The sequence below is a fragment of the Frateuria sp. YIM B11624 genome, from assembly GCF_049727805.1.
Classification (GTDB): Bacteria; Pseudomonadota; Gammaproteobacteria; order Xanthomonadales; family Rhodanobacteraceae; genus Frateuria_A.
On record NZ_JBCNYA010000027.1, the window covers coordinates 19,861 to 35,868 of the forward strand.

15 protein-coding genes are annotated in these 16,008 nt (G+C 68.2%); 9 read left to right on the plus strand and 6 right to left on the minus strand.

Annotated features, from left to right (window positions below; genetic code table 11):
- Positions 1–3 precede the first annotated feature (3 nt).
- Entirely contained in the window at positions 4–1,596 is a 1,593-nt protein-coding gene (locus tag AAIL17_RS13785) for an ATP-dependent DNA ligase (RefSeq protein WP_424683428.1), read from the plus strand.
- Positions 1,597–1,623: 27 nt separating this feature from the next.
- Here the strand turns inward: AAIL17_RS13785 and AAIL17_RS13790 are convergent, their stop codons facing one another.
- Positions 1,624–2,391 carry an FHA domain-containing protein gene (locus AAIL17_RS13790; RefSeq protein ID WP_424683429.1) on the minus strand — a complete coding sequence of 256 codons (768 nt, stop codon included), beginning with the start codon at positions 2,389–2,391 and terminating at the stop codon, positions 1,624–1,626.
- A gap of 97 nt (positions 2,392–2,488) precedes the next feature.
- Here AAIL17_RS13790 and AAIL17_RS13795 point away from each other — a divergent pair, with 97 nt between their 5' ends.
- Positions 2,489–2,773 carry a polyhydroxyalkanoic acid system family protein gene (locus AAIL17_RS13795; protein WP_424683430.1) on the plus strand — a complete coding sequence of 95 codons (285 nt, stop codon included), beginning with the start codon at positions 2,489–2,491 and terminating at the stop codon, positions 2,771–2,773.
- A gap of 83 nt (positions 2,774–2,856) precedes the next feature.
- Complete coding sequence (gene infA, locus AAIL17_RS13800; RefSeq protein WP_019466733.1) at positions 2,857–3,075, plus strand: translation initiation factor IF-1; 219 nt, start codon at positions 2,857–2,859, stop codon at positions 3,073–3,075.
- Between the two features lie 88 nt (positions 3,076–3,163).
- Here the strand turns inward: infA and clpA are convergent, their stop codons facing one another.
- Positions 3,164–5,434, minus strand: coding sequence for an ATP-dependent Clp protease ATP-binding subunit ClpA (gene clpA / locus AAIL17_RS13805; protein WP_424683431.1), 2,271 nt, complete (start codon positions 5,432–5,434; stop codon positions 3,164–3,166).
- 64 nt (positions 5,435–5,498) lie between these two features.
- Positions 5,499–5,825, minus strand: a complete 327-nt coding sequence (clpS, locus tag AAIL17_RS13810) for an ATP-dependent Clp protease adapter ClpS (protein ID WP_424683432.1) — start codon at positions 5,823–5,825, stop codon at positions 5,499–5,501.
- Between the two features lie 128 nt (positions 5,826–5,953).
- Between clpS and AAIL17_RS13815 the strand changes: the two genes are divergently transcribed.
- Genes AAIL17_RS13815 through hflD form a run of 3 tightly spaced genes read left to right on the plus strand, consistent with a single transcriptional unit; the run spans position 5,954 to position 8,188 of the window.
- The gene (locus AAIL17_RS13815; RefSeq protein ID WP_424683433.1) at positions 5,954–6,436 is read left to right on the plus strand and encodes an NUDIX hydrolase; all 483 of its coding nucleotides are present in this window, start codon (positions 5,954–5,956) and stop codon (positions 6,434–6,436) included.
- Positions 6,433–7,545, plus strand: a complete 1,113-nt coding sequence (mnmA, locus tag AAIL17_RS13820; protein ID WP_424683434.1) for a tRNA 2-thiouridine(34) synthase MnmA — start codon at positions 6,433–6,435, stop codon at positions 7,543–7,545. Before AAIL17_RS13815 ends, mnmA begins: the two co-directional genes overlap by 4 nt.
- 19 nt (positions 7,546–7,564) lie before the next feature.
- Positions 7,565–8,188: a high frequency lysogenization protein HflD gene (hflD, locus tag AAIL17_RS13825; RefSeq protein WP_424683465.1), complete on the plus strand. Its 624-nt coding sequence runs from the start codon at positions 7,565–7,567 to the stop codon at positions 8,186–8,188.
- A gap of 50 nt (positions 8,189–8,238) precedes the next feature.
- Here hflD and AAIL17_RS13830 read toward each other — a convergent pair whose 3' ends face one another.
- A complete protein-coding gene (locus tag AAIL17_RS13830) occupies positions 8,239–9,171 on the minus strand; it encodes a LysR family transcriptional regulator (RefSeq protein WP_424683435.1) in 933 nt (310 codons plus the stop codon).
- A gap of 255 nt (positions 9,172–9,426) precedes the next feature.
- Here AAIL17_RS13830 and acnA point away from each other — a divergent pair, with 255 nt between their 5' ends.
- A complete protein-coding gene (gene acnA / locus AAIL17_RS13835; protein ID WP_424683436.1) occupies positions 9,427–12,105 on the plus strand; it encodes an aconitate hydratase AcnA in 2,679 nt (892 codons plus the stop codon).
- 283 nt (positions 12,106–12,388) lie between these two features.
- Here the strand turns inward: acnA and AAIL17_RS13840 are convergent, their stop codons facing one another.
- The gene (locus tag AAIL17_RS13840) at positions 12,389–12,829 is read right to left on the minus strand and encodes a hypothetical protein (RefSeq protein ID WP_424683437.1); all 441 of its coding nucleotides are present in this window, start codon (positions 12,827–12,829) and stop codon (positions 12,389–12,391) included.
- Positions 12,830–12,927: 98 nt separating this feature from the next.
- On the opposite strand from AAIL17_RS13840, the gene AAIL17_RS13845 reads away from it, so the two are divergent.
- Positions 12,928–14,625, plus strand: a complete 1,698-nt coding sequence (locus AAIL17_RS13845) for an AMP-binding protein (RefSeq protein WP_424683438.1) — start codon at positions 12,928–12,930, stop codon at positions 14,623–14,625.
- Positions 14,626–14,744: 119 nt separating this feature from the next.
- Positions 14,745–15,392 carry a hypothetical protein gene (locus AAIL17_RS13850; RefSeq protein ID WP_424683439.1) on the plus strand — a complete coding sequence of 216 codons (648 nt, stop codon included), beginning with the start codon at positions 14,745–14,747 and terminating at the stop codon, positions 15,390–15,392.
- Between the two features lie 58 nt (positions 15,393–15,450).
- Here the strand turns inward: AAIL17_RS13850 and AAIL17_RS13855 are convergent, their stop codons facing one another.
- On the minus strand, positions 15,451–15,819 hold the full coding sequence (locus AAIL17_RS13855; RefSeq protein WP_424683440.1) for a PilZ domain-containing protein: 369 nt from the start codon (positions 15,817–15,819) through the stop codon (positions 15,451–15,453).
- Between the last annotated feature and the right edge of the window lie 189 nt (positions 15,820–16,008).

A 16,008-nucleotide genomic window follows, 5' to 3' on the forward strand; every position in this document is an offset into this window, starting at 1 on the left:
GCGATGCGCCGCTTCGTCCAGCTCTACGCCGCGCTCGACCGCACCGGTTCGACCAGCGCCAAGCGCGACGCGATCGCCGCCTACCTGCACGACGCGCCGCCGGCCGATGCCGCCTGGGCGGTGTACGTGCTCGGCGGCGGCAAGCTGCGCCGGCTCGCCAGCGTCACCGAGCTGCGCCAGGCCACGCGCGAGGCCACCGGTTATCCCGACTGGCTGATCGACGAAAGCTACGCGCACGTGGGCGACCTGGCCGAGGCCATCGCGTTGCTGCTGCCCTCGGGCCAGGCGTCCGACGACGCGCCGCTGCATGCGTGGATGGAACAGCGGCTGCCGGCGCTCGCGCAGCTCGATGCGCCGGGCCGCGTGGCGCAACTGAAATCCTGGTGGCAGGCGCTGCCGGCGAACGAGATCTATCTGCTCAACAAGCTGATCACCGGCGCGTTGCGCGTGGGCGTGTCGCAGCGCCTGGTAGTGCAGGCGCTGGCGTTGTGGTCGCAACTGCCCACCGACCTGATCGCCCATCGCCTGAGCGGCGACTGGGCGCCCAGCGCCACGTCGCTCGCCGCGCTGGCGCAACCGGCCGAAGACGACGCCCACCGCGAACACCGGCCCTATCCGTTCTTCCTCGCCTCGCCGCTGGAAGCGCCCGTGGAAAGCCTGGGCGAGCGCGGCGAGTGGCTGGCCGAGTGGAAATGGGACGGCATCCGCGCCCAGCTCATGCGCCGCGACGACGAGGCGCGGCTGTGGTCGCGCGGCGAGGAGCGGCTGGACGGCCGCTTCCCGGAGATCGAGCAGGCCGCCTGCGCCCTGCCCGCCGGCTGCGTGCTCGACGGCGAAATCCTCGCCTGGGACGACGAGGCGGCGGCGCCGCGACCGTTCACCGCCTTGCAGAAGCGCATCGCCAAGCTCAAGCCCGGACCGACGCTGCTCGCCGGGACGCCGGTACGCTTCATGGCCTACGACGTGCTGGAACTGGACGGCGTCGACCTGCGCGACACGCCGCTGCGCCAGAGGCGCGAGCATCTCGCCGCGCTGCTGGAGGGCATGCCGCCGGCGCTGCTGCTCTCGCCGGCGGCCCACACGGATGACTGGGACGCACTCGCGCAACTGCGCGGGCAATCGCGCGAACGGCGCACCGAAGGCCTGATGCTCAAGCGCCTGGACTCGCCGTACCGCGTCGGCCGCAAGCGCGGCGACTGGTGGAAGTGGAAGGTCGATCCGTACACGCTGGACGCGGTGCTGATCTACGCCCAGTCCGGCCATGGCCGGCGCGCCGGCCTGTTCACCGACTACACCTTCGGCGTGTGGGATCGCGGCCATCTGGTGCCGGTGGCGAAGGCGTATTCGGGACTGGACGATGCCGAGATCGCGCGGCTGGATGCCTGGATCCGCGCGCATACGCTCGAGCGCTTCGGTCCGGTGCGCTCGGTCGAGCCCGAGCACGTGTTCGAGCTGGCCTACGAGGCGATCCAGCGTTCCAGCCGGCACAAGTCGGGCGTGGCGGTGCGCTTCCCGCGCATCCTGCGCTGGCGTACCGACCTGTCGATCCGGGACGCCGACCGGCTGGACGACCTCAGGCGCATGGCTGCGGAATGAGCCCTCCCCCGCGAAGGCACGGGCGCGCTAGAAGCGCACCAGCAGGATCAGCGCGATCAGCAGCGCCAGCACCGCGGCCGTGGCGATCAGCCACCACACCTCGCCGCGCGGACCGGCTTCATCCTCGGGCAGGTGCTCGGGCGCCGGTTCGGGCGGCGTGCCGACCGGCGCCGGCAGCAGGCCGGGCGCGTCCACCAGGAAGCGGTGCATGGCGATGCCCAACTGGTCGCCCGGGTGCAGCGCCGCCTGCTCCACCGCCACGCCGTTGAGCAGCAACGGATAGCGCGGCGGCGTGGATCCGGCGGCCACGCGCAGTTCGCCGCCCTTCCAGAACAGCGCGAGCGTGGCCGGCGCGGCCTGCGGCAGCTCCAGCGGCTGGTCGCCCTGCGGCCCCAGTTCCAGCCGCTCCTGCAACGGGAACACACGGCCGGACAGCGGCCCGGCCACCGCGCGCAGGGCCGCCGTGCAGCGACCCTGTTCGGACAGCGCCACCGGCGCGCGCGTCGCCGGCGCGTCGTCCGCGCACAGCAGCATGCGGCAATCGCCCAGGCTCAGGATGTCGCCAGGGCGCAGCAGCGCCCGCTCGCGCACGGGGCGCGCGTTGACGTAGACGCGGCCGGCACCCGAGAGTACCTCCAGCACCCAGCCACGGCGGTCCTGCAGGATGCGCAGATGGTGCGCCGCGCCCTGCTGGGCGGACACCACCAGGTCGTTGTCCGGTGCGCTGCCGATGCGCAGCGCGACCTGCGCCCAGCGGAAATCCTCACGAGCCGAATTGGGGAACTCGATGCGCATCTAAAGACCGATCCAAAGACCGCCGGGACTCTAGCAGATGGATGGCATCTCCTTCGCGCACGCCGCGTAAGATGGGCGCCCCACACGGAGCCCATCCATGCCCAAGATCGACATCCGCCGTCCGCACAACCTTCCGCCGGACCAGGCCCGCGCCGTGGTCGACAAGGTCGCCGCGCGCATGCGCGAGAAGTTCGACATGCAGAGCCAGTGGGAGGGCGACACCCTGCGTTTCTCCCGCTCGGGGGTGAGCGGCGCGATCGCGATGGCGCCGGAATCGGTGCACGTCACCGCCGAGCTCGGCCTGATGCTGTCGCCGCTCAAGGGCATGGTGGAGCAGGAGATCCGGCGCAAGCTGGACGAGTATTTCGGGGGCGCCGCCTGAGGTTCCTTTGATCGGGCGCCCGGACGTGGCATACTTTCCCGCTTACGCGGCCGCCACGGCCGGGCCCAGACACACCGGAACGCATGGCCAAAGACGACGTCATCGAAATGGAAGGCACGGTCCAGGAGACCCTGCCCAACACCATGTTCCGCGTACAGCTGGAGAACGGGCACGTGATCACCGCCCATATCTCCGGCCGCATGCGCAAGCACTACATCCGCATCCTCACGGGCGACAAGGTCAAGGTCGAGATGACTCCCTATGACCTGACCAAGGGGCGGATCACCTACCGCATGAAGTAGGTTTCCGGATAACGAAAAAGGCCGCGCACCGCGCGGCCTTTTTCGTGTCCGGCTCCGGAGCCCTCCCCTGTCTAGGGAGGGGACCGGGTCACTCGACCACGACCGGCATCTTCTCGGCCGCCTCGGTCTCCACGTGCAGTTCGCCGTCGCGCACGCCCAGGATCACCTTGCCGCCATCGGCCAGCTTGCCGAACAGCAGCTCGTCCGCCAGCGCCCGCTTGACCTTCTCCTGGATGACGCGGGCCATCGGCCGCGCGCCCATCTGCGGGTCGAAGCCGTGCTCGGCCAGCCAGCGGCGGGCGTCGGCATCGACGTCCAGGCTGACGTGCTTGTCGGCGAGCTGCGCTTCCAGCTCGATCAGGAACTTGTCGACCACGCGCAGGATGTGCTCGAAGTCCAGCGCATGGAACTGGATCACCGCGTCCAGGCGGTTGCGGAATTCCGGCGTGAACATCTTGCGGATCGTCTCCAGCGAGTCGGTCGCATGATCCTGCTTGACGAAGCCGATGCTCCGCCGCGACGCCTGCTGGGCGCCGGCATTGGTGGTCATCACCAGGATCACGTTCTTGAAGTTCGCCTCGCGGCCGTTGGTGTCGGTAAGCACGCCGCGGTCCATCACCTGCAGCAGGATGTTGAACACGTCCGGGTGCGCCTTCTCGATCTCGTCCAGCAGCAGCACGGCATGCGGGTGCTTGGTCACCGCCTCGGTGAGCAGGCCGCCCTGGTCGAAGCCGACGTAGCCCGGGGGTGCGCCGACCAGGCGCGAGACCGAATGCGCTTCCATGTACTCGGACATGTCGAAGCGGATCATCTCGATGCCCAGCTGCAGCGCGAGCTGCTTGGTCACCTCGGTCTTGCCCACGCCGGTCGGACCGGCGAGCAGGAAACTGCCGATCGGCTTGGTCGGATCGGCCAGGCCCGAGCGGGCCATCTTGATCGACGCGGCGAGCGCCTCGATCGCCTGGTCCTGCCCGAACACCACCATCTTGAGGTTGCGCTCGAGGTTCTTCAGCACGTCGCGGTCCGAGGCGGACACCTGCTTGGCCGGGATGCGCGCCATCTTGGCGACGATGTACTCCACCTCCGGCACGTCGATCCTGCTGACGCGCTGGTCCTCCGGCAGCAGGCGCTGGCGTGCGCCGGCCTCGTCGATCACGTCGATGGCCTTGTCCGGCAGCAGGCGGTCGGGAATGTGCTTGACCGACAGGTCCACCGCGGCCTTCAGCGCCTCGTTGGTGTAGGCGACGTTGTGGTGTTCCTCGAAGCGGCTCTTCAGGCCCTTCAGGATCTCGATGCTGTCGGCCACGGTAGGCTCGACCACGTCGATCTTCTGGAAGCGGCGGGCCAGCGCGCGGTCCTTCTCGAAGATGCCGCGGAATTCCTGGAAGGTGGTCGAACCGATGCAGCGCAGCTCGCCGGAGGCCAGCATCGGCTTGATCAGGTTGGAGGCGTCCATGGTGCCGCCCGACGCCGAACCCGCACCGATGATGGTGTGGATCTCGTCGATGAACAGGATCGCGCCCGGCTGCTTCTTGAGCTGGGTGATCACCGCCTTCAGGCGCTTCTCGAAGTCGCCGCGGTACTTGGTGCCGGCCACCAGCGCGCCCAGGTCCAGCGACCAGATCACGGCGCTTTCCAGCACCTCCGGCACCTCGCCTTCGACGATGCGCTTGGCCAGGCCCTCGGCCAGCGCGGTCTTGCCCACGCCAGCGTCGCCCACGTAGAGCGGGTTGTTCTTGCGGCGGCGGCAAAGCACCTGGATGGTGCGCTCGATCTCGTCCTGGCGGCCGATCAGCGGATCAATCTTGCCCTCCAGCGCCAGTTCGTTGAGGTTGGTGGCGTATTCGTTGAGCGGGTTGCCCTTGGTGTCGGCGCCTTCCTCGCCCTCGCGCTCGCTGCCGGGCATGCCGGTGCTCGGCTCGTCGCCGATCTTGGCGATGCCGTGCGAGATGTAGTTGACCACGTCCAGCCGGGTGATCTCCTGCTGGTGCAGGAAATAGACCGCGTGCGAATCCTTTTCGCCGAAGATCGCCACCAGCACGTTGGCGCCGGTGACCTCCTTACGGCCGGAGGACTGCACGTGGTACACCGCGCGCTGCAGCACGCGCTGGAAACCGAGCGTGGGCTGGGTATCGCGCTCGTCGCCATGCGGCAGCACCGGCACGGTCTCGGCAATGATCCGCTCGAGCTCGGCCGACAGCCGCGGCAGATCCACGCCGCAGGCGCGCAGGGCGCCCAGGGCGGACTGGTTTTCGGTGAGTGCGAGCAGCAGGTGCTCCACGGTCATGAACTCGTGGCGCTGCTCACGGGCCTGCTTGTAGCAGTGGCCGATGGTGACTTCGAGATCCTTGCTGAACATCCGGACCTTCTCCGCTGGGGAATGACAGGGCGGGCTTGCCGCGATGGCTACAAGATGGGGCCGCTCATAGCTTTTCCATAGTGCACAACAAGGGATGCTGATGAGTCCGTGAGTACTCGTTCACCTGGGTCACTTTCGTCTCCGCCACTTCGCGCGTAAACACGCCGCACACGCCCTTGCCGCGGGTATGCACGTGCAGCATCACCTGCACCGCGCGTTCCTGGTCCATGGCGAAAAAGCCTCGCAGCACTTCGACCACGAAGTCCATGGGAGTGAAATCGTCATTCAGCAGCACAACTTGAAAAAGCGGCGGTCGTGCCACTTCCGGACGGCTGGTTTCGACGGCCAGGCCGTGTCCGCTGCCAGGGTCGTTTTCGGGTTCGTGGGCCATGGTTCGTAGGGGACTTTTTGCTGGAATGGAGTATACGACGCGGCGGATGCAGCACTGGTCGCGCCGCCGTGCAGGCCGTGCCTCAGCTAGGTGATGGCACAATGACGCATTTCCAGTCCCACGTCCCGATGCCTGCCACTTCCGCCACCCCTGCCGTCTGGCGTCCCCATGTCACCGTCGCCTGCGTGGTGGCGCGTGGCGACCGTTACCTGATGGTCGAGGAGGAAGTCGACGGGCGGCTCGCCTACAACCAGCCGGCCGGCCACCTGGACGACGGCGAGAGCCTGGCCGAGGCCGCCGTGCGCGAGACGCTGGAGGAAACCGGCTGGACGGTGGAACTGGACCATTTCATCGGCGTGCACCAATGGCGCAGCACCGAGCATGGCGAGGGCGTGGTGCGTTTCAGTTTTGCGGCACGGGCGCTGGCCCACGATCCGCGGCGTCCACTCGACACCGGCATCCGCCAGGCGCTGTGGCTGACCCGGGCCGACATCGCTGCACTCGGCGAGCGCCTGCGCAGTCCGCTGGTGCTGCTCAGCATCGACGCCTGGCTGGCAGGCCAGCGCCTGCCGCTCGGTTCGCTGTCGAGCCTGCTCGGCACGCCGCAATGAAAGTGATGCTTGGCGTCTCTGGTGGCGTCGACTCCTCGGTCGCCGCGCTGTTGCTGCAGCAGGCAGGCCACCAGGTCGAAGGCCTGTTCATGCAGAACTGGGAGGAGGACGACCGCGAGGGCCCCTGCACCGCCGATGCCGACCGCAAGGACGCGTTGGCCGTGTGCGGCCGCCTGGGCATTCCCTTCCACGTGCGCAACTTCGCCTCCGAATACTGGGATGGCGTCTTCGAGCACTTCCTGGCCGAGTACCGCGCCGGCCGCACGCCCAACCCGGACGTGCTGTGCAACCGCGAGATCAAGTTCAAGACCTTCCTGGACGAGGCGCGCGCCCTGGGGGCGGACAAGATCGCCACCGGCCATTACGCGCGCGTCGATGAGCGCGACGGACGCTACCGCCTGCTTCGCGCAGTGGACACGGCCAAGGACCAGACCTACTTCCTGCACGCGCTGGGACAGCGGCAACTGGCTGCCACGCTGTTCCCGGTGGGCGAGATCGAGAAGTCGCAGGTGCGCGAGATGGCCCGCCAGGCGGCGCTGCCCACGCATGCGAAGAAGGATTCGACCGGCATCTGCTTCATCGGCGAGCGCGATTTCCGCAGCTTCCTGGCGCAGTACATCCCGGCCCGGCCCGGCGGCATGCGCACGCCGGAAGGCGCCTTGGTCGGCGAGCACCAGGGCACCATGTACTACACGCTGGGGCAGCGCAATGGGCTGGGCATCGGCGGGCGCCAGGGCCGGAGCGGCGAGCCGTGGTACGTAGTCGGCAAGGACGTGGCGGCCAACGTGCTCTACGTCGCGCAAGGCGGCGAGAACCACTGGTTGCAGTCGACGCGCCTGCTCGCCGAGACACCCACGTGGGTAGGCGGATCGGCGCCGGCGGCCGTGTTCCGCTGCACCGCCAAGACCCGCTACCGGCAGGCGGACCAGGCGTGCGAGGTGCGCGTGTCGCCCGCCGGGCTCGACGTGCGCTTCGACGTTCCCCAGCGGGCCGTGACACCGGGCCAGTCGGTGGTGTTCTACGACGGCGAGGCCTGCCTGGGTGGCGCCGTGATCGCCGCCACCGACGCACCGTTCGGCGGCCTCTCCCCACTTCGTGCAGGTAGCTGACGTGCTCGACACCCTCGCCATGAACGAACCGCGCGTGCTGGCGCTGGCCGGCCTGTTCCAGGCGGTGGGCCTGGCGCAGCAACTGGCCAACCAGGGCCGTTGCGACGATGGTGCGATGGAGTCGAGCGTGGCCAGCGTGTTCCGCATCGACGCGCCCTCGGTGGCTGCCGTCTACGGCGGCGTGGGCGGGGTGCGGCTGGGCCTGCGCAACCTGATCGGCCAGCTCGACGACAGCAGCCGCGACATGGCGCTGACGAGGATGGCGGTCACCGTGATGCGGCTGGAACGCAGCCTCGCCCATCGCAGCGAGCTGACCGCGAAACTGCAGGACGGCATCGTCGCCGCCCAGCGGCAGGTGGCCCATTTCGGCCAGGATTCGCCTCAGGTCGTTCGTCGGCTGGCCGACCTCTACGCCTCCACGCTGTCCACCCTCAGTCCGCGCGTGATGGTCAGCGGCAACCCGCAGTTCCTGCAGCAGCCCGCGGTGGTCGAGAAGGTACGCGCGAACCTGCTGGCTGCCGTGCGCTCGGCGGTGCTGTGGCGGCAGGTGGGCGGGCGGCAGTGGCAGATCATCCTCAACCGGCGCCAGTGCAGCATGCTGGCGCGCGGCTTGTTGACCGGGGCGACGCTGGACAACGGCTGAGGCAGGGCGTGGGCTGAAGCCCCCCCACCCGGCTCTCCGTAGGGTGGGCTTCAGCCCACCGGCTCCACCACCAGCCCCGGCCGCCCCCGCGCCACATCCTGCAGCAACGCAGCGAACGCCTGGATGTCCGCATGCCAGGGCGACGCCTCGCGCCAGTACAGCGCGATCTGCCGCCCGGGCTCCGCGCCCTCCAGCGGCACCACCGTGAGCTCCGGCTTCGAGGCCAGCCGTTCGCGCGCCAGCGCGGGCACCAGCGCATAGCCGCCGCGCAGGCCGACCAGCGCCGCCAGGCTTTCCAGGCTGACATCCTGCACGTGGCCGCCATGGCCGCCCTGCCCGTCGATGCCGCCGGGATGGCTTTCGGCCATCAGCGTGGCGTCGCCTTCATCCAGTTGGTCCAGGGTGACGCTGCCGCGACCGGCCAGCGGATGGTCGGCGCGGAACAGCACCTGCCAGGGCTCGGCGAACAAGGGCCGCATGGCGATGCCGCTGGCGGCGTTGGCCGGCGGTGCCAGCACGGCATCCAGCTCGCCCTCGTGCAGGCGGCGCAGCAGCCCGCGCGGCTTGCCCTCCGAAAGACTCAGCCGGGCCGCCGGAAAGTGCTGCGGGAACGGCTCGACCAGGTGCGGCAGCAGGTAGGGGCCGAGCGAAGCCGGCACGCCCAGGCGCAATTCGCCGCCGAAGGCGACGGTGCCGGCGCGCGCGGCTTGTTGCAGGTGTTCGGCGGCATCCAGCACCACAGCGATCCGCTCCAGCAGCAGTTGCCCGCCCGCGGTCGGCACGATGCGGCGTCCACCGCGCTCGAATAGCGGCGCGCCGAGCGCCTGCTCGACCTTCTGCACCTGGTGCGACAGCCCCGACGGGCTGATGTGCATGGCCCGCGCGGCGCTGTTGAAGCTGCCGTGGCGGTGCACCGCCTGCACCAGCGCCAGGTCGCGCAGCGATACCGCCGAGAGCGCCGTCGAAATCATCGAATGCTGCATGTCACCAAAAGCGTTTGTGCGGGAGGGAAGGCCGTCGCATGCTTGGCGGCCAACGGCGGAACGCCGGCTTTGTGCCGGCCATTCTAGCCGCCCCGTTCGCCCGCGCCGCGAGGGCGCCTGCCCGCCAAGCCGCCCGGCACCGATGCGTCGACGACGCACGCCACGGTATTTGCGATAATTGCAGGCCTTTGCGCGCAGGGCCTGCCGCAACGCCGCCCTCCCCAGCCGCTTCAAGTTCAAGCCAGGAGTTCCGTCATGAAAGACTCGTTTTCCATCCGCGACAGCCTCGAGGTCAACGGCAAGCGCTATGCGTACGCCAGCCTCGCCAAGTTCGGTGAGCGCTTCGACCTCAAGCGGCTGCCGTATTCGCTGAAGATCCTGCTGGAGAACCTGCTGCGGCACGAGGACGGCGTCAACGTCACCGCCAAGGAAATCGAAGCGGTCGCCAACTGGCAGCCCAAGGCCGAGCCCGACACCGAGATCTCCTTCATGCCGGCCCGCGTGGTGCTGCAGGACTTCACCGGCGTGCCCTGCGTGGTCGACCTGGCGGCCATGCGCGACGCGGTGGTCAAGCTCGGCGGCGACGCCACCCAGATCAACCCGCTGGCGCCGGCCGAGCTGGTGATCGACCACTCGGTGCAGGTCGACGTGTTCGGTTCCGAATCGGCGCTGGAAAAGAACGTCGAGATCGAGTTCGAGCGCAACCAGGAGCGCTACGCGTTCCTGCGCTGGGGCCAGAAGGCGTTCAACAACTTCAAGGTCGTGCCGCCGCGCACCGGCATCGTGCACCAGGTGAACCTGGAGCACCTGGCCCGCGTGGTGTTCACCACGGAGAAGGACGGCCAGCTGTGGGCCTACCCGGACACCGTGTTCGGCACCGATTCGCACACCACCATGATCAACGGCGTGGGCGTGCTCGGCTGGGGCGTGGGCGGCATCGAGGCCGAGGCGGCCATGCTCGGCCAACCCTCGTCGATGCTGATCCCGCAGGTGGTCGGCTTCAAGCTGACCGGCAAGCTCTCCGAAGGCGTCACCGCCACCGACCTGGTGCTGACCGTGACCCAGATGCTGCGCAAGCTCGGCGTGGTGGGCAAGTTCGTCGAGTTCTTCGGCGACGGCCTGAAGCACCTGCCGCTGGCCGACCGCGCCACCATCGGCAACATGGCGCCGGAGTACGGCGCGACCTGCGGCATCTTCCCCGTAGACCAGGAGGCACTCAACTATCTGCGCCTGTCCGGCCGCAGCGAGGAGCAGATCAAGCTGGTCGAGGCCTATGCCCGCGCGCAAGGCATGTGGCACGACGAGAACAGCGTGACGCCGGAGTTCACCACTACGCTGGAGCTCGACCTCGCCGACGTGCGCCCGTCCATGGCCGGCCCCAAGCGCCCGCAGGACCGCGTGCTGCTCGAAGGCGTCAAGCAGAGCTTCCACGACGTGGTCGGCCCGCTGACCGCCAGCCGCAAGTCGGGCAGCGGCAGCGTGGGCGTGACCAAGGACGGTGAGAACTTCACGCTGAAGGACGGCTCCGTGGTGATCGCCGCGATCACCTCCTGCACCAACACCTCCAACCCGGCGGTGATGCTGGGCGCCGGCCTGGTCGCCAAGAAGGCGGCGGCCAAGGGGCTGAAGGCCAAGCCGTGGGTGAAGACCTCCATCGGCCCGGGCTCGCTGGTGGTTACCGACTACCTGGAAAAGACCGGCCTGCTGAAGGAACTGGAGAAGGTCGGCTTCTACATCGTCGGCTACGGCTGCACCACCTGCATCGGCAACTCGGGCCCGCTGCCGGCCGAGATCAGCCAAGGCATCGGCGCCGGTGATCTCGCCGTCGCCTCGGTCCTCTCCGGCAACCGCAACTTCGAAGGCCGCGTGCATCCGGAAGTGAAGATGAACTACCTGGCCTCGCCGCCGCTGGTGGTCGCCTACGCGCTGGCCGGCACGCTGGACATCGACCTCACGAATGACCCGCTCGGCATCGGCAGCGATGGCCAGCCGGTGTACCTGAAGGACATCTGGCCTACAAATAAGGAAATCTCCGACACCATCGCCGGCGCAATCAACCCGGCCATGTTCGAGAAGAACTACGCCGACGTGTTCAAGGGCGATAGCCGCTGGAACCAGATCCGCTCGGCCGAAGGCGCGCTGTACGGCTGGGAGGACTCCACCTACATCAAGAACCCGCCGTACTTCGACGGCATGACGATGGAGCTGTCCAAGGTCGACGACCTGCACGGCGCGCGCGTGCTGGGCCTGTTCGGCGATTCGATCACCACCGACCACATCTCGCCGGCCGGTTCGATCAAGAAGGACAGCCCGGCGGGCCGCTTCCTGATCTCCAGGGGCGTCGAGCCGAAGGACTTCAACTCCTACGGTTCGCGCCGCGGCAACGACGATGTAATGGTGCGCGGCACCTTTGCCAACATCCGCATCAAGAACCTGATGCTGGACGGCGTCGAGGGCGGCTACACCGTGCACGTGCCCTCGGGCGAGGAAATGGCCATCTACGACGCGGCCATGAAGTACAAGGCCGAAGGCACGCCGCTGGTGGTCATCGCCGGCAAGGAATACGGCACCGGCTCCTCGCGCGACTGGGCCGCCAAGGGCACGCTGCTGCTGGGCATCAAGGCGGTGATCGCCGAGAGCTTCGAGCGCATCCACCGCTCCAACCTGGTCGGCATGGGCGTGCTGCCGCTGCAGTTCAAGCACGGCCAGAACGCGCAGTCGCTGGGCCTGACCGGCAAGGAGTCGATCGACATCCTCGGCTTCGACGGCGGCGAGTCGAAGGAAGCGACGGTGGTCGCCACCGCGGCCGACGGCACGAAGAAGGAGTTCACCGTCCACGTCATGCTGCTGACGCCGAAAGAGCGCGACTTCTTCCGCCACGGCGGCATCCTGCAGTACGTGCTGCGCCAGCTGGCGGGCCGCAAGGCGGCCTGAGGCTTGCGGTAGCTCCGCCGAAAAGGCCGCCTCCGGGCGGCCTTTTCGTTTCTGGAGTTCCTGCCTGCTTTTTTGATGTTCCTTCCCCCGCTTGCGGGGGAAGGTGCCCGGAGGGCGGATGGGGGAGGTCTCGCCTCAGACCCATCTATCAAAGCGCCCGGTGACGAGTACTTTTTCGCAAGGCTTCCCCCATCCGCCCGTCGGCACCTTCCCCCGCGGGCGGGGGAAGGCTCGATAGGAGGTGCGCGGAATCGGTGGGTTCCAGCCCCCCCTTCGCGAGGTACTACAACTGCCGCTTCCACGTCGCGCTGTAGCAGCGCCATTCGTCCCCTTCCCTGCGCCATGCCGTCTCCACCTGGTACACGCCCGCCGCATCCGGCAACAGGCGACTGCCCTGGGTCAGACTCGCGGTGAAACTCGCCACCAGCCGCTCGCCGCGCCGTTCCATCGAGATCGGCCCCAGCGTCACGCCGACGTGCTCACCGCGCAGGCGCGCCAGGCGGATGAGGTTGGCCAGGTCCTTGCGCTCGAGCCGGCCGCCGTTGCCGTCGAAGTCCTCGCTGAGCGGCTCGACCACGCCGCCCGCGTCGGCCCGTTCGGCCGCCTGTTCGACCGAAGCGATCGCCTCGCGCACGCGCGTTTCGTCCGGCGTGTGACGGCATCCGGCAAGCGCCGCGAACAGCACCGCAAGGCCAAGGGAAAACCACCATTTACGCGCCTGCATGGACCCTCCGATGCTCGCCGCAGCGCGGCTTGCTGCCGTGCGCGGGCGTATGCTCCAATGCCTCGGCCGCATGGCCGAACGGGGAACAGGAACACTACATGAGCAACGAGCGTCCGTGGCTTGCCCACTATCCGCATGATGTGCCCGCGCAGATCGACGTCAATGCCTATGCATCGGTGGCGGCGGTGGTGGAAGAAGCCTTCGGCCGGTTCCGCGACCGCCCGGCCTTCGCCAGCTTCGGCAAGTTCCTGAGCTACGGAGAAATCGAGACGCTGAGCCGCCAGTTCGCCGGCTACCTCACCGGCGCGCTGGGCCTGAAGAAGGGCGACCGGCTCGCCATCATGATGCCCAACGTGCTGCAGTACCCGATCGCGCTGTTCGGCGCGCTGCGCGCCGGGTTGGTGGTGGTCAACACCAATCCGCTCTATACCGCGCGCGAGCTGAAGCACCAGCTCGAGGACTCCGGCGCCAAGGCGATCGTGGTGCTCGACAACTTCGCCTCCACGCTGCAGGAAGTCATCGGCGAAACCCACGTCGAGCACGTGATCACCACCGGCATCGGCGACCTGCTGGGCTTTCCCAAGGGCGCGCTGGTCAACTTCGTGCTCAAGCACGTCAAGAAAATGGTACCGGCCTACTCGCTGCCGCAGGCGGTGCGCTTCCGCGACGCGCTGGCGCAGGGCGCCGCGCACCCCATGCCCACGGTCGAACTCGGCCACGACGACCTGGCGTTCCTGCAGTACACCGGCGGCACCACCGGCGTGGCCAAGGGCGCGATGCTCAGCCACGGCAACATGGTCGCCAACATGCTGCAGGCCAGCGCCTGGATCGGCGACCTCGCGAAGCCCGGCGAAGAGGTGATCATCACGGCGCTGCCGCTGTACCACATCTTCTCGCTGTGCGCGAACGGCCTGGTGTTCATGCGCCTGGGCGGCCTAAACTGGCTGATCACCAATCCGCGCGACATGCCCGGCTTCGTCAAGGAACTGAAGAAGTCCGGCTTCACCGCGCTGACCGGCGTCAACACGCTGTTCAACGGCCTGCTCAACACGCCCGGCTTCGCCGAGCTGGACTTTTCCCGCCTGCATCTGACCTTGGGCGGCGGCATGGCCGTGCAGCGTGCGGTGGCCGAGCGCTGGAAGAAGACCACCGGCTGCACCCTGGCCGAGGCTTACGGCCTGACCGAAACCTCGCCGGCGGTGTGCATCAACCCGCTGGACCTGAAGGACTACAACGGCTCCATCGGCCTGCCGGTGCCTTCCACCGACGTGGCCATCTGGTCGGAGGACAACCAGCCGCTGCCGATCGGCGAAGTGGGCGAACTGATGGTGCGCGGTCCGCAAGTGATGCAGGGCTACTGGCAGCGCCCCGAGGAGACCGTCAAGGTGCTCGGCGCCGACGGCTGGCTGCACACCGGCGACATCGCGCGGATGGATGCCAACGGCTACGTCTACATCGTCGACCGCAAGAAGGACATGATCCTCGTGTCCGGCTTCAACGTGTATCCGAACGAGGTCGAGGACGTCGTCATGCAGCATCCGGGCGTGGCCGAGGTGGCCGCGGTCGGCGTACCGGACGAGCACTCCGGCGAGGTGGTCAAGCTGTTCGTGGTGCGCAAGGACCCGGCGCTCACCGCCGAAGCGCTCAAGCAGTTCTGCCACGACAACCTGACCGGCTACAAACGGCCGCGCCAGATCGAGTTCCGCGATTCGCTGCCCAAGTCCAACGTGGGCAAGATCCTGCGTCGCGAATTGCGCGACGAGGAGAAGAAGCCCATGGAGATCTCCGCCGGCTGACATGCGGACGCGCACACCGCCTACGTTGGCGGCATCGCCACGGGCGGCGGCTCGCCCCGCGACAAGAGGAGCGCCGTCCTGCTGGCGGAAAGCACTCGCCACTCCCTACGGAGGAAACGATGAAGCTCCCGCTGACTTTTCCCTGTTTCCTGCTCTTGCTTGCATCGGCAGGCACGGCAGCGAAAGAGGCCACGCCTGCCGCCGATACCATGGCCAAGGCCGAGGCCTCTCCGGCCGCCGCAGGCAAGACCCCTCCGGAGATGAACAAGCTTTATCCCCGGATCGGAACATGGCAGGCCACCATCAGGACCCTGCCCAGCCCCGGCTCGCCGCAAGGGGGCATCGACGACGGCGTCATGACGATCAAAAAGGGTCCCGGCGGGTTTTCCATCGTGCAGGATTTCCAGTCGCGCGGCGCCAGCGGCCACCTGGTCGGCCAGAGCACCACGTGGTGGGACAAGCCGACCGGCTCGTACAAGAGCGTCTGGTGCGACAACATGCAAGGCTGCACGGAATTCACGACCATGGTGCAGGGCAACTCCTGGACCGTCGAACTGGACGGCATGGCCAACGGCAGGAAAGTCCACACGACCATCCGCGCGACCATGAGCCCGGACCACGACTGCATCCACGAGGAGTTCGCCAACGCCTATGACGGCGGGCCTCCGCGAACGGAAACGGTCAGCGAATACCGGCGGATGATCCCCGGCGTGCCAGCGGAAAAGCAGCCGTCCTGCGGGAAGGGAAGCGACGGGTCGTCGCGGTAGCCGGTCGGTCGACCGGCGGAACCGGTGCCCGCGTGAGCCCGGCATCCGGCCGGAGGCGTCACTCCTCCCGCCAATGCTCCAGGATGTCCGCGTAGCCACCCAGCAGGTTCCACAGCGGGACCTGTTTGTCTTCGGGGATACGCGAGTAGGCGAAGCCGATGTGGCGGTCGGAAATGCGCGCGACCACCGCCTCCAGATGGATGTGCAGGTCGCGGCCGAAGATCATGTCCAGCACCCAGGCCTGGCCCAGTTCCCCCTGCCAACCCAACGGCCGGCGCAGCAGCGCGCCCGTGGCCGAGATGTCGACCAGTTCGGTCGGGTGCGACTGCACGCCGTGGCTCATCAGCACGGTCGTCTCGATGCGCATGCGCGCGGGCCGCAGGAACTTCGGGCCCGATTCGTCCGCCACGTTGTCTTCGATCGTCATCTAGCTCCCCAAGCGAGGCGCGCCCCGCGCCTCCTGCGACGTCCCTGCGATCGTACGACGCATCCCGCGTCTCCATCGACAGGCAAGCTGCCTTGCAACCCACCTGGCATTCATGGCGGCTTGCGCGGCGAGGCGCCGGTCGTCTCACGGCACGCGAAGCAAACGCCATGCCATCCTCGGGGCGGGGGC